Origin of the sequence: Rossellomorea sp. GAMAL-10_SWC, assembly GCF_049568075.1 — a bacterium.
Taxonomy (GTDB): domain Bacteria; phylum Bacillota; class Bacilli; order Bacillales; family Bacillaceae_G; genus Gottfriedia.
Genome location: NZ_CP144911.1, coordinates 3,782,851 through 3,803,302, shown reverse-complemented (window position 1 = coordinate 3,803,302; position 20,452 = coordinate 3,782,851). Strand labels below are relative to the sequence as shown.

Sequence of the window (20,452 nt, the reverse complement as noted above, 5' to 3'; positions counted from 1 at the left end):
AAACTATTTACTTCCTAATACGGGGTGTAATTTAATGACAGTTTACAGTCTAAGCGTAATCTTAATTAATTTTAATAACGAAATGTTTATTAAAGATACAATTGAATCAGTTATAAATCAACGAATGAATAATTTAGAGTTGATTATAGTAGATGATGGTTCGACAGATGGTAGTTTAGAAATAAGTAGAAACTTTACTGAAAGACACCCTAATGTCAAACTCATTTCTCAAAAAAATAGCGGACCTAGTGCTGCTAGAAATACGGGAATCCAAGAAGCAACTGGAAAGTACATTACTTTTCTAGATAGTGATGACCTGGCAATTAAAGGTGCTTATGAAAAATTACTGGCAATAGCAAATGAAAATGATGCTGATACAGCTATCGGAAATTTTATTTGTTTTAATGATTTAAAAAAGTGGCGCCTAGCATATATGGGGAAGGTATTTAAGAAGAATCTACCTTCCATTAGACATGTAAGCAAAAATAGCGAACTACATTTTACACCTGCTGTTTGGAATAAACTTTATAAAAGAGAGTTTATTTTACAAAAAGGTATTCAATTTGATGAATCATTAAGAATAGGCGAAGATTTACTCTTTACAGAGAAAAGCTTGTTGCTTTCGAATAAAACAGTTGTGAAGGATATTGACGTGATTCAATATCGGGTAAATGATTTAGATAGTAGTTTAGTAAAAAAAGTAAGTCTTAGTTTTTTCGAACAATTAGTAAAAACGCAAAAAGAACTAACTAATCTTTATCATGAATTAGAGTTAATGCAAGAGATAAAAACAATTGAAAATAGACAATTTAGATTCTTTTTTGACTCAATTTATATGAAAGCTTCTAAATTAAGTAAAGAAGAACAATTTTCTTTATATAATATTTGTGTCGATTTTATTAACACAATTAACAATAAAGAGATTTTTACAAATTTAAAAAATCGGGATTTGTTATTACTTCAATTAATAGTAGATGAAAACAAAGATGGCTTTTTGAAGTTTTTAAATGTATTAACAAATAGTGATGTCCCAAAAGACCAAATAAGAATGAATAGTGAGTATCATAAATACTTGTTAGAGCATTTTCCAGATTATGCAGTTGATTCATCGAAAAATACTTTTCTTATTGGTCAAACGATCAAAAATATTAGTTTAGAAAAAGGGATCTTTACAATTGGTGGTTCCATTTATTATGCGAATAGCCCATTAGCGATTAAAAGTATGGAAATGGTTTTTACCAATAACAAAAGTAGAGAAATAATCAACGTTAAATTAGTAGATCATGCAACGAATGAACGGAAAGAAACGCATTCCAAACAATATAAATACGTTGATTTTAATACAGTAACGATTCCGATTCTATCGTATTTGTCATCTGGTGATTGGAAAGTCTCATTTAAGACGCAAGTCGAAGGTTTATTCTATCAGACTGATCTTCAAATTTCTAAAAGTGATAGGGGACACATAAAGTCGTCAATTATAGGAAAACAACAAATTACACCTGTTTATGTAAATCATGAGTTAACTTTATCTATTAAAGAAGTAAGTACGAGAGGTAGAATTAAATTTTTAGGTAATAAGCTTAAAAATTTTACGAAAAGATTTGTATAAAGATATAAAATCTATTTAAATGATAGGGACCAAATAATTTGTATTAAAAATTTTATAAAAGTTTTATTAAGTGGATATAAAATTGTAAAATTTATATTATATTTCGTATTTGGGTAATACTGAAAATATTAATTTATTGTATTATTATTGTTACGATGTATATCTATTTTAGAAAAAAATTATAAAATAGCATTAATGTAATTAATACAAATTAAGTGATTTTATTGAAAGAGGTAATCTAAATGAAAATTTGTACAATTGGTCTAGGATATATTGGTTTACCAACATCAGCAATGTTCGCGAAACATGGGGTAGAAGTAGTTGGTGTAGATATACATCAAAGTGTTGTTGATAAGCTTAATGCAGGGGAAATTCATATTGAAGAACCAGGATTAGCAGAAGTAGTGAAAGATGTAGTGTCTAAAGGTTTATTTAAAGCTTCTTTAACACCTGAAGCTGCTGATGCGTTTATTATCGCAGTACCAACACCAAATAATGATGATGAGCATAAATCTTGTGATTTAACTTACGTATTAAGTGCAGTTAAATCGACGATTCCTTATTTACAAAAAGGGAATGTATTAATTGTAGAATCAACAATTGCTCCACGTAGTATGGATGATTTTGTAAAACCATTAGTAGAAGCATCAGGTTTTACAGTTGGTGAAGATTTATTTTTAGTACATTGTCCAGAACGAGTATTACCTGGTCAAATTATGCACGAATTAATATATAATAACCGTATTGTTGGTGGAATTACACCGGAGTGTTCTGAAGCAGGGGCAAAAGTTTATAGTACTTTCGTACAAGGTGAAATTATTCGTACTGATGCAAAAACTGCGGAAATGTCTAAGTTAATGGAAAACACATTCCGTGATGTTAATATCGCACTAGCAAATGAACTGACAAAAGTATGTAATACGCTTGATATCAATGTACTAGATGTAATTGAAATGGCAAATAAACACCCACGAGTTAATATACATTCACCTGGTCCAGGGGTTGGAGGGCATTGTTTAGCAGTAGACCCTTACTTTATTGTGGCAAAAGCACCTGATCTTGCTAAAATAATCAATCTTTCTCGTGAAACAAATTCATCTATGCCTAGCTATGTTGTTGAGAATGTTAAGAAAATAATTGGAAATGTTGACCATCCGAAAGTTGCTGCTTTCGGTGTAACGTATAAAGGTAATGTTGATGATATGCGCGAAAGTCCAGCAATGGATATCATTGAACTATTAAAAAATGAAGGTATTACTGTAGCAGCTCATGATCCACACGTTGCTAGTACAGAAACATTTACACTTCTATCTGCAGAAGATGCAGTAAAAGATGCTCATTTAATTTTAGTATTAACTGATCATAATGAATTCAAAAACATGAATTATGATGAATTAGCACCTTTAATGAAAAACCCAATCGTTTTTGATACTAGAAACTGTGTTAATTCTTCAAATAGTTCAAAAATGAATTTTGTAAACTATGGTAATATAAATAAAGTAATTAAAGAGAATGTGGTAAATCTATGAATAGTATAAAAACAGTTTTGCAAGAACAGATTAATAATCTATCACTCATATTCCGATTATCGTCATATGAGACGCGTAAAGAGTATGCTGATAGCCAACTTGGCGTTATCTGGGTTTTCTTAAACCCACTATTTCAAATTGCAGTATATTGGATAACTTTCGGTACAGGTATACGAGGCGGAGCTCCAGTTAATGGTATTCCATTTCTAATTTGGATGCTTTGTGGACTTATTCCTTGGTTCTTTATTAGTAACTCAATCATGCAGGGATCAAGTTCTATTTTCAATCGTATTGGGACCGTTTCAAAAATGAATTTCCCATTAAGTATCATTCCTACTTATGTGGTACTTTCAAGATTTAATACCCATGTATTTATGATGGGAGTACTATTTATTGGGGTTGTTATCAGTCAAGGTTTTGATCAAATGAATATTATTGCTCTGATTTATTTTATGATTGCAGGCTTAATATTTAATATTGTATTAGGGCTATTTACTTCTACACTTTCAACAATGATTAGGGATATTCATCTTTTTATTCAGTCCTTTACTAGAATGCTCTTGTATTTAACTCCTATTTTGTGGGAGCCATCTAGAGGTTCTGGTGCATCAAAAATTTTATTTTTTATAATGAAATTAAATCCTTTTTATTATATTGTAGAAGGTTATCGTGGAGCTCTTTTATATGGTCATTCTGATATTATCTTCTCAAAATATACAGTTTATTTTTGGGCAGTGTTAATTATCATCTTTACAATTGGCTCTATTTTCCATATCAAGTTCAGAAAGCAATTTGTTGATTTCCTATAGAAGGTGAACACAATGACAAAAAAAGTTATTTTTAAAAATGTTACAAAAAAGTTTAAAATGTATAGTAAGCCGACCGACAAGCTAAAGGATTTATTCTTTGGCGGTAAAGGTGGCGAATTCTTTCATGCCCTTAAAGATGTATCCTTCGAGGTTGAACAAGGTGAAATCGTAGGGATCATTGGATTAAATGGATCTGGTAAAAGTACTATGTCAAACTTAATTGCGGGTGTGACAATGCCAAATGAAGGTGAAGTCGAAGTAAATGGTGTTGCTTCACTAATTGCCATTCAAGCTGGTTTAGATAATCGACTAACTGGTTTGGAAAATATTAGACTTAAAGGTTTAATGATGGGTCTTACGGTAAAACAAATTGAAAAAATTACGCCTGATATTATTGAGTTTGCTGAAATTGGTAAGTTTATTAACCAACCAGTTAAATCCTATTCAAGCGGTATGAGATCAAGATTAGGATTCGCAATTTCCGTTAATATTGATCCAGACATTATGGTAATTGACGAAGCATTATCTGTTGGTGACCCAACATTTACAAAACGTTGCTTAGATAAAATGAATGATTTTAAAGAACAAGGAAAAACAATATTCTTTATTAGTCACTCATTAGGTCAAGTAAGGGATTTTTGTACAAAAGGGTTATGGATTCATTACGGAAAAGTGGTAGAGTATGGAGACATTAGTCCTGTATGCGATAACTATCAAAAGTTCCTTACTGAGTACAATAAATTAACTACTGAAGAACGTACAAAAGATCGTGAAAAAAATATGCATTATAATTAATTAAATAGTTTATGGGATACCTAAGTTTGAAAAAGCTTAGGTTTCCTTGCATTATATATATGAAATACTTTATTATTCAGTTGAGTGATGATTAAAAGCTTAAACTTTATTAATATAGACTATAAAAAATATTAGGTGATTATTGTGGAAAATAATAACAAAGTAAAAAAAGTACGTAAAGCCATTATCCCAGCAGCGGGATTAGGTACTCGTTTCTTACCGGCTACAAAAGCAATGCCAAAAGAAATGTTACCAATCGTAGACAAACCAACAATTCAATATATTATTGAAGAAGCAATTGAAGCAGGAATTGAAGACATTATTATCGTAACTGGTAAAGGTAAACGTGCAATCGAGGACCATTTTGATATTTCATTCGAATTAGAACAAAATCTATTAGAAAAGAAGAAATATGACATACTTGAAAGAGTACAAGAGTCTTCAAAAGTAGAGATTCATTATATTAGACAAAAAGAGCCAAGAGGATTAGGACATGCTGTATGGTGCGCTCGTAAATTTATTGGAGATGAGCCATTTGCTGTACTACTTGGTGATGATATTATTCAAGCAGAAGTACCAGGTGTTGAACAATTAATTCAGCAGTACGAGTTAACTCATTCATCAGTGATCGGTGTGCAAGAAGTTCCTGAAGATGAAGCGTATCGTTATGGTATTGTTGACCCAGTTGAGAAAGATGGTCGACGTTATCAAGTTCGTAATTTTGTTGAAAAACCAGCAAAAGGAACTCAACCATCAAACTTAGCAATTATGGGACGTTATTTATTAACTCCTGAAATTTTTGAATTCCTAGAAGAGCAAGAAGTTGGAGCTGGTGGTGAAATCCAATTAACAGACGCAATTCAAAAGCTGAATAAAATTCAACGAGTATTTGCATACGACTTTGAAGGTAAGCGCTACGATGTTGGTGAAAAATTAGGATTTATTACAACATCGATCGATTTTGCACTTCAACGTGATGATTTAAGAGATGACTTATTAGACTATTTAAAGCAAAAAATTAATGAATTAGGCTAATAGATCAATAAGAATGAAAAATTCTATTTCTTTTAAAACATTTATTAAATACTGGATACCTGTGATCCTTATAGCTGGCATTATCTTTTATTCATCAGCAACACCGTATGAAAAACAAGATATAAGACCAGAAATAAGCCACATTACATTTTTATATGATCTAATGAAGCATTTTACCTTTGTCCACTTTAACTACGCTGGACATGAAGTAAGTATAAAAGAGCTTGGAGTGGCAGGATTTACAGAGTTCTTTATTCGTAAACTATCACATTTTTCAATCTATCTTTTACTTGCCTTTTTTGCTACAAGATTAGCAAAGCTTTATGTGAACAGAGCCTTTTTAGTAGGCATAATTTTTTCAATCCTTTATGCAGCTTCTGATGAATTTCACCAATCCTTCACTGCAAACCGAACTCCGTTAGTTCAAGACGTAGTAATCGATTCAATCGGAGCACTAATAGGAGCATCTATATTTTTATTAATAAGTAAGAAGCTTAAAGCAAAAGTTCAAAAATCCATTCGAGTTTAATCGAATGGATTTTTTTTGTATGAGATAATAAACGCTAACAAGAAAGAAGTTATAAAGACAACCATTTCCAAGGTGTGAAATATTAAAGGCCAAGAGAAACCTTAAATTAAATGAACATTAACACTTATAACTGTTTATAGTCACGGAATTTTAAATATTATAATTAATGTTCGAAAATCTGATTAATGATCTGTTATTACTCTAAGTAAAAGATAGTAAAGTAGATTTTTATGCAGACTTATTTTAATGAATAAGTTGATTGGAGTGGATGTTGCTCGACCCCTATGGGATAAGCGGGAAGGCTGAGACCTCAGGCTCGCCGAGGAGGCTCAGGTCCCGCCCCATGGAAAGCGAGCATACCGTAGTGGAAATCAACATCACTTTACTCCTTTTACGAAAATTTGATTCTTTTTTTACCAAAAAAATCTTACCTAAATTCAATTAGATAAGATTTCATTTTTCACAGATTTATAAAAGTAGGCTCTGTACCTGCTTTCTCTACATAACCGATCTTAACCGGATTCATTTGAATCAATACATAATTAGGATCCTCGGGACCTTCAAGCCATCTAGACAATTCCTCAGTCCATACTTTCTCTTCAGGACCTGCATTTTCAATTACTTCAGCTCTTGCAAACATCTCTACAAAGTTATCATCTAATCGGTCACCATCATGACCAAGTAGTATATGTACGTTTGGATTATTTTTTATATCTTCTACTTTTTGTGAATTCTTATTTGTAGCGATATAAGGTGTTAGGCCTTTAAAGAAAAATACCATATAACAACTATGCGGAAAGTCTTCACGAATGGTTGTAAATAGACCTAATTGTTTCGCCTTAAGCACCTTCATAATATTTTCTTGAATCATTTTTATTAACTCCCTCCTAGTTCAGAAGAAGGGAAGGTAGAAATCCATTCTACCAACCGAATCTTCAACATAAGTAATTCTAGTTCTCGAGGTCATAATCCTTTGAGCAATATAGGTATAATCGATGAACTTTGCCATCAACACTTTAAGTGTTTGTTAATTGTTTTACATTTAAACCTATTTTTTTAAGTCTTTTGCATATGATATTTATAAGGAATTTTATTTAGGAGGTAATTATGGCTCATCGTTTATTTTTTATTGTTACATTTATCGGTGTACCATTATCGGTAATTGGGAGCTTAATGCATTGGAGCGAGATTTTATTATTTATCATTTACTGTTTAACGATTATTGCATTAGCTGGCATTATGGGAAGAGCTACTGAAAGTTTAGCGATTGCAGCTGGCCCGAGAATTGGGGGACTTTTAAATGCAACATTCGGGAATGCGGTAGAGTTAATTATCGCGATTTTTGCATTACAAAATGGTTTATCGGAAGTAGTATTAGCATCATTAACAGGTTCTGTAATAGGAAACTTACTACTTGTAGGTGGACTATCCTTTTTTATTGGTGGATTAAAATATAAACGTCAAAGCTTTAATGTTTACGATGCGAGACATAATTCAGGCTTGTTGATTTTTGCGGTAGTACTAGCCTTTGTCATTCCTGAAATTTTTTCAGTTAAAATGACTGCAAATGATAAGATGACACTTAGTGTAGGCGTTTCGATTGTTTTAATGGTTTTATACTTAGCTGCACTTTACTTCAAATTAGTTACACATCGTGGGGTGTACGTAGCTAAAAATCAAGAGATCGTAGAAGAGCATGAAGAAGCTGAGTGGAAAACAGGGAAAGCCATGATTATTTTAGCGTTAGCTACTGTAGCAGTTGGATATGTTTCAGAGAAGCTAGTTCACACGTTTACGACAGTGGGTGATAAGTTTGGATGGACTGAATTATTTATCGGTATAATCGTTGTTGCAATCGTTGGTAACGCGGCTGAACATGCTTCTGCAATTGTGATGGCATATAAAAATAAAGTAGGGGTTTCGGTAGAAATTGCTGTTGGTTCATCATTACAAATTGCCATGTTCGTTGCGCCAGTGTTAGTGATTTGTTCATTGTTTATTGGGGAAAGAATGCCATTAATATTTTCCATGCCGGAATTAATTTCGATGATCACTTCCGTATTTTTAACAATTGCGATTATGAATGATGGAGATACAAACTGGTTTGAAGGGTTAACCCTATTAGCTGCTTATTTGATTATGGGGATTGGTTTCTACTTACTATAAAAAATGAAGGTGGTAATACTTGAAAATAATAATAAGAATTCTATTTTATTTAATTGGATTACTATTTTTAACTTTAGGAATTAGTTTAGCCATTAAAGCTGGACTTGGAGCTAGTGCATGGGATGCATTAGCTGTTGGTGAGTCGAAAACCTTTGGCTTATCTGTTGGTAATTGGATTATCATTAACTCATCAATACTATTGTTTGTAAATGCTTTTTTACAAAAGAAAAGACCGGATTGGCTTGCTGCGATTACGTTTATTTTAATTGGACGATTTCTTGATTTTTGGCTAACTGTAGAGTCGGAGCATTTATTTGATTCAAATATGGTCACTAGATATATTCAATTAGTACTAGCTATTTTAAGTATGACTATAGGTATTGCGATTTATTTGCAAGCGAAGTTTCCGTTAAGTCCAATAGATGATTTAATGATCTCGCTAAACAAACGGTTCGGGGTAAGTTTAGGCGTGGCAAAAACGATCGGTGAAGTGTTTGCTTTAGTATTGGCATTTCTTCTAAAAGGTCCAATTGGAATCGGAACCGTCTTAATTACATTCAGTATTGGACCTATTTTACAGAAATTAAGAGGTCCAATTGAGAAACTATATATTAAGCTGATTTCATAGCAAAATTTTTCATTTTAAGGAATACATATATTTACATAAAATGTTCATGCTAAGAGTAATAATTTCCTTATTTGTGAAAGGGGCATGAATATGTCTAAATGGTTTAAGCCATTCGTTCTTGTTAATATAGCTATTTTAATTATTTCCTTAAATAATGGACAAACAACTTTTGCAGCTAATTCAGATATTAAAGTCCCACGTTCGGCTGCAAATGTGACAAAAGAGAATACTTACCCTAATCCAACTCAAGACCTGCCGGAACTTCAACCAGGGGGATTAGCTAAGCAGTTATTAGATTCGTCAAATGTAAAAATTGAGAATCCAAATCTAATTCGTATGTTTAATGAATCCTCTGTCAGCAAAGCACCATTTGCAGTAGGCTATAATGCGAGAATTTTCTTAGGGGTTTTTCCTTTAAATTACGAATCAAATGAGACAACAATCAATTGGCAATATAAAAAAATTAATACAAACTTTTTGGATAATAGAGGAGAAAAAGCGTACAGACGACTAAAATACTACCAAAATTCGCAACAGATTGTTAAAGGTGGATTAACTGCTAAAGTAAGGAATGCGGATGATGTGATTAATTTAATGATGCACGATGCATCAGAGAAAACAACTCTTCCACTTGCATTCCAAACAGTTGTTGGAGCTGGAACTAAAAACGAGAGAGTATATAATGTACCACCAAAGCAACTCGGCTATTTATATGCTTATGCTCCTGCAGTTAATGAAAAAGGAAAAGTTACATTTGGAGAAGTGTACTTAATCTTAAAAGGTAATAAAAGAAGCCTACAAGTTAAAAATATAGTATCACAAGGTGTAGGTGCATGGATTCCTGTTCAGGATTATGTTTCGTTTGGTTATTTCGCTTCACCACACCCTAGATAATAGAGAAATCCACAAGGTAAATCATTTTCCTTGTGGATTTTGTTTTTGAACAAACACTTAGCTTTTTTGGTACAAAAAAACATGCCATAAATATGACATGCTCTTTTTTTAGTGTTTAATTTCCCTTTAAAATCTTAGTACTTTTATTCGAAAAATCAGTTTCAGGATAATAGCTGTTTTTTACAAGAATATTTGGACCTAAGCATTTAACTGCTGGACAATGACAGCTTAGTTCATTTGCAGTTTTTGATAATGTCCAAGTATCATATGCTTCTTGTAATGTATGGGTTTGAATATTTCCTAGATGAGGTACATCACCAAAGTCAGTAACGATGATGCTACCATCAAATACATTTACATTTAAGCGAGAACGACCATCAGGGTCATTTCGTAATGTTACATTTTTACTATTATATAATCTCTGAATGATGTCTAAATCGTTTTGATCATCACTACATGGATAAAATGGCAGAGTACCAAATAACATCCAAATATTTTCATCACGTACATCAAGTAAAGTTGAAATTGCTTCGCGTAGCTCTGATTTTGTCAGGACTTCTAATGTACTAGCGAAATCGCTGGCATACATAGGGTGAACTTCGTGCCTCTGACATTTCATTTCTTCTATAATTTGACGATGGATTTTTTCTAAGTATGGAAGAGTACGTTTGTTTAACATTGTTTCAGCGGAAACCATAACTCCAGCATCAGCAAGTCTTCGGCTATTTTCAATCATGTTTTCGAATAATTTAGCACGCTGCGCATATGTCGGCTTACGTTCCATCATCGCAAATCCTGCTTCTACAAATTCATCAACAGTTCCCCAGTTATGAGAGATATGTAGAACGTCTAAATAAGGAATTATTTTTTCGTATCTTTCAAAATCTAATGTTAGATTTGAATTAATTTGAGTACGTACGCCACGTTCATGTGCATACTTCAATAAAGGCACAACGTATCCGTTCAACATTTTATTTGAAAGCATCGGTTCTCCACCAGTGATACTAATACAACGAAGCTTCTCAATCTCTTCTAAGCGATTTAATACTAGCTCAATAGGTAGTGGATTTGGATCCTTTGGTTGTAAAGTATATCCGACAGCACAATGCTCACAGCGCATATTACAAATCGTTGTAGTCGTAAACTCTACATTTGTAAGTATGTTTTTACCATACTCTTCAACATCTAAATACGCTTCCCAAGGATCATATGTAGGCGTTATTTGTTGTAATAATTTTTTCATTTGATTACTCCTTTAGGTACAAAACTGCACCCATAAGTATTAGACTAATTTAATTTTCCTCAACTATTATAAGAAAGAAAGTGAAACCTTGTATAGGAATAACTTCCTAAAATTTAAAAAAATGTCGAAAGTTTACGATATATAGGAGAATAAGGGTACAATATTATTAGCAATTGTATTAGAAAGGACGATCATTTCATGTCAAACACAGAACAATTATCCTATATTAAAGAACGTTTTAATTCAGTAATGGAAACAATCGAATCATTAGAAGCTGAAGAAGTAAGCTTAGAAGAGCTAGATCAATTATTATCAGTTCTAGATGACTTAGAAAGTAAATGTCGTGAAGTAAATCGCCCAGATTGAGTCCATTATAATGGGCTTTTTTTATTGGAAAGCGAACATAGTCTAATTGTTAACAATAGAAGTAGCTAAATATTTGCCCAAATCAGAAACTAATTCTGAAGGGCTTTTTTTATTCCGTTTATTAAAAATTGTATTATAATGAAGAGGGGAACATTCAGTATTTTTATAAAGGGTTTTAAGGGGGAGCATGAATGCAACACATACAGGAAAGTATTTATCAATTAATTGTCGAAACATCAACAAATCTACCAAAAGACGTACGTAAAGCAATCAGACAAGCTAAAGCAAGTGAAACTGTAGGTACAAGAAGCGCCATCGCATTGGAAACGATTACAAACAATATTATGATGGCTGAAGGCGATGTTTCACCAATTTGCCAAGATACGGGTATGCCAACTTTTAAAGTGAAAACGCCAGTTGGGGTAAACCAACTTGTGATAAAAGAAGCAATTTATGCTGCAATTGAACAAGCTACAAAAGATGGTAAGCTACGTTCTAACTCTGTAGATTCTTTATTTGGTAAAAACAGCGGAAATAACTTAGGACCAGGTACTCCAGTTGTTAAATTTGAGCAACATGAGAGTGACTATATCGATATTCGCTTAATCTTAAAAGGTGGCGGATGTGAAAATAAAAACATTCAATACAGCTTACCATGCGAACTTGAAGGACTTGGAAAAGCAGGTCGTGATTTAGACGGTATCCGTAAATGTATTTTACACAGCGTATACCAAGCACAAGGACAAGGCTGTAGCGCAGGCTTCATCGGAGTTGGTATTGGTGGCGACCGTACTAGCGGTTATGAGCTAGCAAAGGATCAATTATTCCGTTTATCTGATGATGAAAATTCAATTCCAGAGCTTAAAGCAATGGAAGATTACATTTTGGAAAATGCTAACAAGCTTGGCGTAGGAACAATGGGCTTTGGTGGAGAAACAACTCTACTTGGCTGTAAAATCGGTGTAATGAACCGTTTACCTGCGAGCTTCTTCGTATCAGTAGCTTATAACTGCTGGGCATTCCGTCGTTTAGGAATGAAAATTAATCCTGAAACTGGTGATATTTCAGAATGGTTATATCGCGAAGGAGAAGAAATTAGTTTTACAAATGAAACTGATGAAACGACAGAAGCACCACGCGAAGTAAAATTAGTAGCTCCAATTACAGAAGAACAAATCCGTGATTTAAAAGTTGGAGATGTAGTTTCAATTAGTGGCATGATGTACACTGGACGCGATGCAATCCACCATCATTTAAAAGATCATGATTGCCCAGTCGATTTAAATGGACAAATTATTTACCACTGTGGACCTGTAGTATTAAAAGATGAAGAAGGCAAATATCACATTAAAGCAGCTGGTCCAACAACAAGTATTCGTGAGGAGCCATACCAAGGCGATATCATGAAAAAATTCGGCATTCGCGCTGTAATCGGTAAAGGCGGAATGGGTGCAAAAACATTAAAAGCTCTAGAAGAACACGGCGGCGTTTATTTAAATGCAATTGGTGGAGCAGCACAATACTACTCACAATGTATTAAAGAAGTAAAAGACGTAAACTACCTAGAGTTTGGTATTCCTGAAGCTATGTGGCACTTACAAGTTGAAGACTTTAAAGCAGTTGTAACAATGGATTCTCATGGTAATTCATTGCATAAAGATGTAGATAAGAGTTCACTTGAGAAATTGGCTACTATGGCTGAGAAAGTATTTTAATAATTGGGTTTTAAGGGCAATGTCATTTTTTTGGCATTGCTTTTTTTTGTTTTGTGAAGAGAATTGCAGCTATTCGAACAGAGCTGAAAATAAAGGTATGGATAGTGCAAATAAAAACATGATTAGTGCAAATGCCGGAATGAGAACTGCAAACAAAATTGCGGATGGTGCAAGAAGTAAACAATGAGCTGCAAATAAAAATACGAAAACTGCAATTAAAAAATTCATATCTGCAATTAAATAAACGAAAACTGCAAATAAGCCCCGCCAAGAGTGCAAATAAGTAGTTAAATCATGAAGAAAAAGTCTAAATTTAGGGCAAATTAATGATGCTAAAGTAAAAAAATTCAGATCAAACCGAAAAACCAATCCGCATCTCCTTTTCATCAAAAATCCTGGTTAGAAAAATTTAGTTTTATATCAAAAGTACATGAATTCTTTTCATATTTCTAATTTATTTACAGATACTATTTTTAAGTGAGGTGAATGAATTGAAAAAAATTATTGTATATATTCTTACTTTCTTCTTAGTATTTCCTAGTACAACATTTGCTTATAGTAATGCGCCACACGGCTGGGGGATTGTTCCTGCGAAAAATGAGACTCCACCTGATGCTGGTGCGCAACTTAATAAATTATTATCAAATACAGGTTCAGTTTATTTAGGAGATACTACAAAAAAAGATGTTTATTTAACTTTTGACAATGGTTATGAAAATGGCTTTACACCTAAGTTTTTAGATGTTTTAAAGAAGCATGGTGTTCATGGGACCTTTTTTATAACCGGGCATTATATTAAGGAAAATCCTGAATTAGTGAAACGAATGGTTAATGAGGGGCATATAGTCGGAAATCATTCGTGGAGTCATCCTGATATGACAACGATTGGTGATCAAAAGATTATAGAGGAATTAGAACAAGTTAAAATGGCATACCAGGAATTGACCGGGAAATCAGAAATGAAATATTTCAGACCTGCAAGAGGTGTTTTTAGCGAACGTACATTGAAACTAGTTAATAAGCAGGGATATGAAAATATTTTCTGGTCATTGGCATATGTTGATTGGAAGGTTGATCAACAAAGAGGTTGGAAATATGCTTATGATAATGTGATGAAAATGATTCATCCTGGAGCAGTTATATTAATGCATACTGTATCCAAGGATAATGCAGAAGCGATGGATGCAATTATTACTGGCTTACATAAACGAGGGTATCAATTTAAAAGTTTAGATGACTTAATGATGGAGAGAAGCGGGTTTGATCCGAGCTTTTATCTACCTAAAAAATAAAAAGCTAATGATTAAGTAGTTTTATGAACTGCTTTAATCATTAGCTTTTTTACTCTTTAAGGTCGAGTTTTTTAACGGTTTGCGATTGCTTCGTAGTTTAGTTTAGCATGTTGCTTAGGTGTTTTGATGACAAATGGATTTTCGACTGTATTTTCTAGGAATTGTTTATCTTTATTAGCGAATTTTTTTATTCCGTTAAGAACTTGCTCTTCTTCAGATACAACTTCTCCAAAAAGTAAGTCTTGTGTAATTGGTCCTTGGTTGTAATGCTCATAATAAAATCGCTTATAGTCAAACTGATAGAAAATAACTGGTTTTTCCATATATGAAAAATCAAATGAAACTGTTGAGTAATCAGTAATTAATAAATCTGATCTTTTTAATAGAGATTGGACAGTCTCTTCACCTTGACGGATCGTTTTTATTCTTTTATGGAAATCCGGAACATCCTTCATATAAATTTGAGTCTGGTAGTGCGGATAGAAAATGATATTTAAATCATTCTTTTCTAAGATTTGATGTAATTCGGGATTACTAAGTAAAGAAAAATAACGGTTAAAGTATTCAGAGTTCATTAATTGCTGAGTACTTTTATTCCAGTTTCTCCATGTTGGCATGATTAAAATGGTTTTGCCATTTCCTGTATTTTCAAGCGCATCCCATCTAGCCAAACCTGTAACGGCCACTTCATTTTCAGCATAACCGAATTCGTTAACAATATGATCTTTTTCAAAATCAGATGAAACGATAAATAATGAATAGCCCATTCGATTTTTATTCAGTACATGATTTACACGACTAACTCCAATAACGCCGTGTTGAATAAGGATTTTTTGATTTTGCTGCCACTCAGGATGACATTTTAAAACTTGTAAGTACTCATGCGTGTACATGTTGGCACGCTCTGAATAGGCATTAATTGTTTTATCACAAGTTAATAAGTAAAGTGTGTGCTTTAAGCTTCCATATTGTACAATGTTTCCGAATTGTTTTATATATGCGTAATCCTTTGCCTTTTTATCAATCAAATAGTAACAGTTATCTCTTATTTTATTTTGCTGAATGTACTTGAATAAATGGTATGAATTATCTTGTGCCGTATCTTTTCGTTCGCCAATTAACCAAATATGCTTATTTCGATAGTATCTTTGGGTTAAGCGGTAAAGGTAAAAAATAAGGAATGACTTCCATTCTCTTCTAAGTACAAGTAGCCCAAATTCATAAACGATATCACGGAATGATTTTTGGATCTTTGTTTTTAATTTTCCAAGTAGACCTGTTTTTTTGATTCGAATGTGTAAATTTTTCTTTGGAAAATAAGGTACGATACTATGTGTTTTAGTTGTTGCAGGTTTTGAATTTGCCTTTGTTGAAAAATAGAAAATATGAAGTGGTTTTTTTAATGAAATATCTCCAACTTTTACTGAAATAAACACTTCATAATCGCCATCAGGTAAAATTTTACTTAACTCAATTGTAGTTGTTTTATAGCCACCATCACTATAATTAATACTATTTTTTGAGAAAAGATAGGACAAATCAGAACGCTCAAGAGTTTCGAGTGTAACTGTAATTAGCTGACCATTTGATTTATTTTTAAACTGTAATTCCTTAATAGAATCTAAATTATTAATTTCCTCGATGAATGCGAAGCCACCAACTTGCAAGCGGTCACCTCGTAACGAAAGGATTTCAATTTTTTGATGTAAATTAAATTCCTTAATTTCTAGGTATTCTTTATACTTCGGAAAATACTTTGCAAAATAATGATAATATTTTCCCTCTATCATCACTGCTCCTTTTTGTAGAGTACGATCTGATAATAGAGTCATCAATAAATGAAATTCTTCTGGATTTTGATTAAGAAAAATAGTATAAAATACTTTACTAATTTTAGAAGTATTATTTTCCATAAGATTTTCAGATAAGTTTTTAGCAAAATCCGATGAAATCCTTAAAAGTTCATTGTACTGTTCTTTAGGGAAATAATATGCCTTTGTCAGTAAAGACGTTAAATAATAATCCCATAATTTTTTCTCAACATGTGAGTAATGAGAGGTGATATCTTTCAGATTATAATAGTTTATTAATTCAGTTTGAGTAACGAGAAGGTTATCAAAAAATTCTAACGTACTAGTTTGTTTAATGACATCACTGTTTGTTAAATCTCTCACTTTTATGACGATATCTGAGGTTACATAAACTTTATTTGAACAAATAAAAGATTGTTGAGTAAATAATAAATCTTGTTGTTCTGTTAAAAGCTCATTGAATTGCAATTGATTGTCGAGTATCAAGCTTCTTTTAATAATCATATTTTTAATAGAAGGATTTAACAAAAGCTCTGGATGTTTATGAAACTCACGTAATGTTGGTAAGTCTTTTTTAATGATTGATTTTAATTCATGGTGCTCCCATTTTCTTGTACCATTGAATAATTGTATATTTCCTAAAGCAATATCAGTATGATCCTTTATTGCACTGTTATATAAATTTTCATAGGCTGAAGGATTAACAAGATCATCCGCATCGATAAATGCCACAAATTCTCCAGTAGCTTCATGTAATCCAATGTTACGAGCTTTGTTTTTTGTCATTAGTTCCAATGATAGGAAGCGAACATTTTTATGTGAATTTGAATATTTCTCAATTATTTCTTTACTATTATCAGATGAACCGTTGTCTATAAAAATCGTTTCAATATCAGTTAATGATTGACCTTGTATACTATTTAGGCAATCTTTTAAGACATCTTCATGATTATGTGCAACAACGACTACACTAACTTTTGCTTTTTCCATAATAGTCTTACCTCACTAGTCTCTACTTTCAATTAAATAGTTTATCATAAATTATAACCTAATGCGTCTTCGAAAGGACATAATTTACGAATGGTAAGTAGGTATCGTCCTTGTATTATTTCCAATTATTTACGGAGATATTTTAAGGTAAGGAGAGAAGAGGTGGATAATCGTTTTGAAATAGTAGCTCTAATAAGTATAGAAAAAAGATTCAAATTATTTTTACTCAACACTTGACTTTGAAAATGATAATCGTTATCATTTGATTATAGCAAATATCAACACCGCTGTAGCGATATTTGATCAGTTTTGAAACCTGATTGGACTTGAAAGTTTCCCCATTCCCTTAAAATTTAATGTGTGTGTCAAAAGAAAGCTTGACTAGTCCCCAAGCTTTTTTTGCTTTTCTTCAGACTGTTGACAAGCACTCGCTTTCTTAGTTGCTCATTACTGTCAAAGGTAACTCCGCGCCTCGAAAGACAAGCGCTTGCAATCAGTCTGATAATCAAATTTTTAATACTTTTTGTACACCATATCTAGAGATGATTCTCTAGTTTTTTTGCGTTTCTCACAAATTTTCTTAAGCGGTACTTATTATGCTATAATACACTTCAGAGTAATTAAGGAGGAACGGGAGAATGTGGAAGGAAGAGGTTGCTTTAGAAACACCATATCAATGGGAAGAAGTTTTAAAGAGATTAGAGCATGAGCCTACATTTACAGTGCATTCTGCTGAAAAGCGGTTAAGTATTCCACTGTATATTGATGGGGATCAAGTAGTTGTAAAGGTGAAGAAAATAAATGATGTTCCAGTTCAGTTTGAAGTTATTAGCGAACATGAAAGTAAAGAGAAAATTCTCGAAGAAGTTGCTACTATATTGCAATGGCAAACAGAATTTGAAGAGCTACATCATCATTTAAGACAAACTACAATTTCTCCTCTAATTGACCTTTTTGGACATACACCAATTACCGTTTCAAATGATCCTTTTGCCTGTTTAATTACATGTATTATTCATCAACAAATACAGCGTACATTTGCAATTCAAGTAACAAAACGATTTGTTCGAATGTACGGTGAAAGAATTGGTAATTCGTGGTTTTTTCCATCTCCTGAAATAATTGCTAATTTAACAATAGATGAGTTAAGAGATTTGCAGCTTAGTACGAGAAAAGCTGAATATATGATTGGAATTGCTAAAGCTTGGAGTGAGGGAGTTTTAAGTCATCGAGATTATCGAACATTATCATCAGAGGAAATTTCAAAGGAGTTAATCAAGCTTAAGGGAGTCGGTCCTTGGACAGTTGAAAACTTCTTATTATTTGGTCTAGGTCGAAAAGATATTTTCCCAGTTGGTGATGTTGGAATTCAAATCGCACTTCAAAAGCTTTTAAATTTAGATGAAAAGCCTTCAAAAGAAATAATGGATTATGTAAAAGAGCAGGTTTCTCCGTTTGGAAGCTACGCTGCCCTTTATCTTTGGAAGAGCATAGAATAATGGAGTTGTATATATGAGCAATCAGTTAACAAATAAATTAGAAGTAGGCCAATCCTTTCCTTTAACAATTAAACGTATTGGGATTAATGGTGAGGGTGTTGGTTACTTCAAAAGACAAGTAGTCTTCATTAAAGGAGCATTACCTGGTGAGGAAGTAGTAGCAGAGGTAACTAATGTTCACAACGGTTTTGCTGAAGGGAAAATTCAACGTATTCGAAAAGCATCACCAGATCGTGTAGAGCCGACTTGTAAAATCTACGAAAAATGTGGTGGTTGTCAAATTCAGCATGCATCTTATGAAGGACAACTTCGATATAAACGCGACATTGTCATCCAAGCAATGGAAAAGTATGCGAAAGATTTACTAGAAAAAACACCAATTAAAGAAACGATCGGTATGGAAAATCCTTGGAATTATCGAAACAAAAGTCAGCTTCAAGCTGGGCTAGAAAAAAATAAAATCATCGCTGGACTATATACACAAAACTCTCATAATGTTGTCGATATTGGCCATTGCCCAATCCAACATGAGGATTTAAATAAAATTACAGGTAAAGTGAAGAAAATTTTAACTCGTTTAAATATCCCTGTTTATAATGAACGAAAAAATAAAGGGGTAATCCGAACAATCGTAGCGAGAGTTGGTTTACGTACAGGTCAAATCCAATTAGTACTTGTTACTGGAACGAAAGATTTTCCTCAGAAAAATGAACTAATCAGTGAAATTAAAAAACGAATTCCTGAAGTGACAAGCTTAATGCAAAACATTAATAATCAAATGACTTCAGTGATCTTTGGTCGTGAAACTGTCTATTTATCAGGTGAAGAAGTAATTGAAGAAAAGCTTGGAGACTTATCATTCGAACTTTCAGCAAGAGCGTTCTTCCAATTAAATCCTGAACAAACAGTTAAACTATATGATGAAGTCAAAAAAGCAGCGGCACTTACTGGAACAGAAAAAGTCGTAGATGCTTATTGCGGAGTAGGGACAATCGGACTATGGCTAGCAAAAGACGCAAAAGAAGTTCGAGGCATGGACGTAACGAAAGAGGCAATCATCGATGCTAAAACAAATGCCCTAAGCCATGGGCTTACAAATACTCATTACGAAGCAGGAAAAGCTGAACAAGTATTACCGAAATGGTTAAACGAAGGCTGGAAACCAGATGTTATTATAACTGATCCACCTAGAACTGGTTGTGATGAGGAGTTTTTGAATACGGTATTAAAGATTAAACCGAAGAAATTAGTATATGTTTCTTGTAATCCTTCTACGTTGGCTAGGGATTTAAAGGTATTGAGTAAGAGTTATGATGTGAAGTATTTACAGCCTGTTGATATGTTTCCTCATACTGCACATGTTGAGTGTGTGGCTGAGCTTGTTTTAAAAACTAAATAATACAAAATAAAAGGCAACGGAAATTAATCCGTTGCCTTTTTCTTCTTTTAAGAGATTTGCCAAACTTAAGTGTTTTAGGGTCAATTTTTTAGATTTTCAGATTCAAAAATTTTTCTCTTTCTATCTTTTCAAAATTCATC

Annotated in this window: 17 protein-coding genes and 1 pseudogene; 14 read left to right on the top strand and 4 right to left on the bottom strand. The window is 32.8% G+C overall.

From position 1 onward, the window contains the following. Positions 1 to 34 precede the first annotated feature (34 nt). From V5E38_RS18540 to V5E38_RS18515, 6 genes and pseudogenes are all read left to right on the top strand, one after another. Complete coding sequence (locus V5E38_RS18540; RefSeq protein WP_499211067.1) at positions 35 to 1,612, top strand: glycosyltransferase family protein; 1,578 nt, start codon at positions 35 to 37, stop codon at positions 1,610 to 1,612. 242 nt (positions 1,613 to 1,854) lie between these two features. Continuing rightward, positions 1,855 to 3,141, top strand: coding sequence for a nucleotide sugar dehydrogenase (locus V5E38_RS18535; RefSeq protein WP_499211066.1), 1,287 nt, complete (start codon positions 1,855 to 1,857; stop codon positions 3,139 to 3,141). Next, entirely contained in the window at positions 3,138 to 3,950 is an 813-nt protein-coding gene (locus V5E38_RS18530; protein WP_097973322.1) for an ABC transporter permease, read from the top strand. The genes V5E38_RS18535 and V5E38_RS18530 overlap by 4 nt, the downstream gene beginning before the upstream one ends. 12 nt (positions 3,951 to 3,962) lie before the next feature. After that, positions 3,963 to 4,727: pseudogene (gene tagH, locus V5E38_RS18525) on the top strand (teichoic acids export ABC transporter ATP-binding subunit TagH); the annotation flags it as partial. A gap of 162 nt (positions 4,728 to 4,889) precedes the next feature. Then, positions 4,890 to 5,780, top strand: a complete 891-nt coding sequence (galU, locus tag V5E38_RS18520; RefSeq protein ID WP_499211065.1) for a UTP--glucose-1-phosphate uridylyltransferase — start codon at positions 4,890 to 4,892, stop codon at positions 5,778 to 5,780. Positions 5,781 to 5,793: 13 nt separating this feature from the next. Then, positions 5,794 to 6,309: a VanZ family protein gene (locus V5E38_RS18515; protein WP_499211064.1), complete on the top strand. Its 516-nt coding sequence runs from the start codon at positions 5,794 to 5,796 to the stop codon at positions 6,307 to 6,309. A 460-nt stretch (positions 6,310 to 6,769) separates the two neighbouring features. Here V5E38_RS18515 and V5E38_RS18510 read toward each other — a convergent pair whose 3' ends face one another. Beyond that, on the bottom strand, positions 6,770 to 7,180 hold the full coding sequence (locus V5E38_RS18510) for a pyridoxamine 5'-phosphate oxidase family protein (protein WP_499211063.1): 411 nt from the start codon (positions 7,178 to 7,180) through the stop codon (positions 6,770 to 6,772). 236 nt (positions 7,181 to 7,416) lie between these two features. On the opposite strand from V5E38_RS18510, the gene cax reads away from it, so the two are divergent. The 3 genes from cax to V5E38_RS18495 all read left to right on the top strand — a co-directional run bounded on the left by cax (position 7,417) and on the right by V5E38_RS18495 (position 9,997). After that, positions 7,417 to 8,475 (top strand): calcium/proton exchanger, encoded by a 1,059-nt coding sequence (gene cax, locus V5E38_RS18505; RefSeq protein WP_091023022.1) that lies wholly within the window; start codon positions 7,417 to 7,419, stop codon positions 8,473 to 8,475. 19 nt (positions 8,476 to 8,494) lie between these two features. Then, positions 8,495 to 9,103, top strand: a complete 609-nt coding sequence (locus V5E38_RS18500; protein WP_499211062.1) for a YczE/YyaS/YitT family protein — start codon at positions 8,495 to 8,497, stop codon at positions 9,101 to 9,103. A 90-nt stretch (positions 9,104 to 9,193) separates the two neighbouring features. Continuing rightward, the gene (locus V5E38_RS18495; protein WP_499211061.1) at positions 9,194 to 9,997 is read left to right on the top strand and encodes a YfkD famly protein; all 804 of its coding nucleotides are present in this window, start codon (positions 9,194 to 9,196) and stop codon (positions 9,995 to 9,997) included. 115 nt (positions 9,998 to 10,112) lie between these two features. Here the strand turns inward: V5E38_RS18495 and yfkAB are convergent, their stop codons facing one another. Then, on the bottom strand, positions 10,113 to 11,240 hold the full coding sequence (yfkAB, locus tag V5E38_RS18490) for a radical SAM/CxCxxxxC motif protein YfkAB (protein ID WP_499211060.1): 1,128 nt from the start codon (positions 11,238 to 11,240) through the stop codon (positions 10,113 to 10,115). 198 nt (positions 11,241 to 11,438) lie between these two features. Between yfkAB and V5E38_RS18485 the strand changes: the two genes are divergently transcribed. Both V5E38_RS18485 and V5E38_RS18480 read left to right on the top strand, forming a co-directional pair. Then, positions 11,439 to 11,606, top strand: a complete 168-nt coding sequence (locus tag V5E38_RS18485; RefSeq protein WP_098230791.1) for an SE1561 family protein — start codon at positions 11,439 to 11,441, stop codon at positions 11,604 to 11,606. Positions 11,607 to 11,797: 191 nt separating this feature from the next. Beyond that, positions 11,798 to 13,321: a fumarate hydratase gene (locus V5E38_RS18480; protein ID WP_499211059.1), complete on the top strand. Its 1,524-nt coding sequence runs from the start codon at positions 11,798 to 11,800 to the stop codon at positions 13,319 to 13,321. A gap of 69 nt (positions 13,322 to 13,390) precedes the next feature. Here the strand turns inward: V5E38_RS18480 and V5E38_RS18475 are convergent, their stop codons facing one another. After that, positions 13,391 to 13,690, bottom strand: a complete 300-nt coding sequence (locus V5E38_RS18475) for a hypothetical protein (protein ID WP_499211058.1) — start codon at positions 13,688 to 13,690, stop codon at positions 13,391 to 13,393. A 122-nt stretch (positions 13,691 to 13,812) separates the two neighbouring features. On the opposite strand from V5E38_RS18475, the gene pdaA reads away from it, so the two are divergent. Next, on the top strand, positions 13,813 to 14,613 hold the full coding sequence (gene pdaA, locus V5E38_RS18470) for a delta-lactam-biosynthetic de-N-acetylase (protein ID WP_499211057.1): 801 nt from the start codon (positions 13,813 to 13,815) through the stop codon (positions 14,611 to 14,613). A 71-nt stretch (positions 14,614 to 14,684) separates the two neighbouring features. Here pdaA and V5E38_RS18465 read toward each other — a convergent pair whose 3' ends face one another. Then, on the bottom strand, positions 14,685 to 17,414 hold the full coding sequence (locus V5E38_RS18465; RefSeq protein ID WP_499211056.1) for a bifunctional glycosyltransferase/CDP-glycerol:glycerophosphate glycerophosphotransferase: 2,730 nt from the start codon (positions 17,412 to 17,414) through the stop codon (positions 14,685 to 14,687). A gap of 638 nt (positions 17,415 to 18,052) precedes the next feature. Between V5E38_RS18465 and V5E38_RS18460 the strand changes: the two genes are divergently transcribed. Together V5E38_RS18460 and rlmD are read left to right on the top strand one after the other, a co-directional pair. After that, the gene (locus V5E38_RS18460; protein WP_499211055.1) at positions 18,053 to 18,913 is read left to right on the top strand and encodes a DNA-3-methyladenine glycosylase family protein; all 861 of its coding nucleotides are present in this window, start codon (positions 18,053 to 18,055) and stop codon (positions 18,911 to 18,913) included. A 13-nt stretch (positions 18,914 to 18,926) separates the two neighbouring features. After that, on the top strand, positions 18,927 to 20,312 hold the full coding sequence (gene rlmD / locus V5E38_RS18455) for a class I SAM-dependent RNA methyltransferase family protein (protein ID WP_499211054.1): 1,386 nt from the start codon (positions 18,927 to 18,929) through the stop codon (positions 20,310 to 20,312). Positions 20,313 to 20,452: the final 140 nt, after the last annotated feature.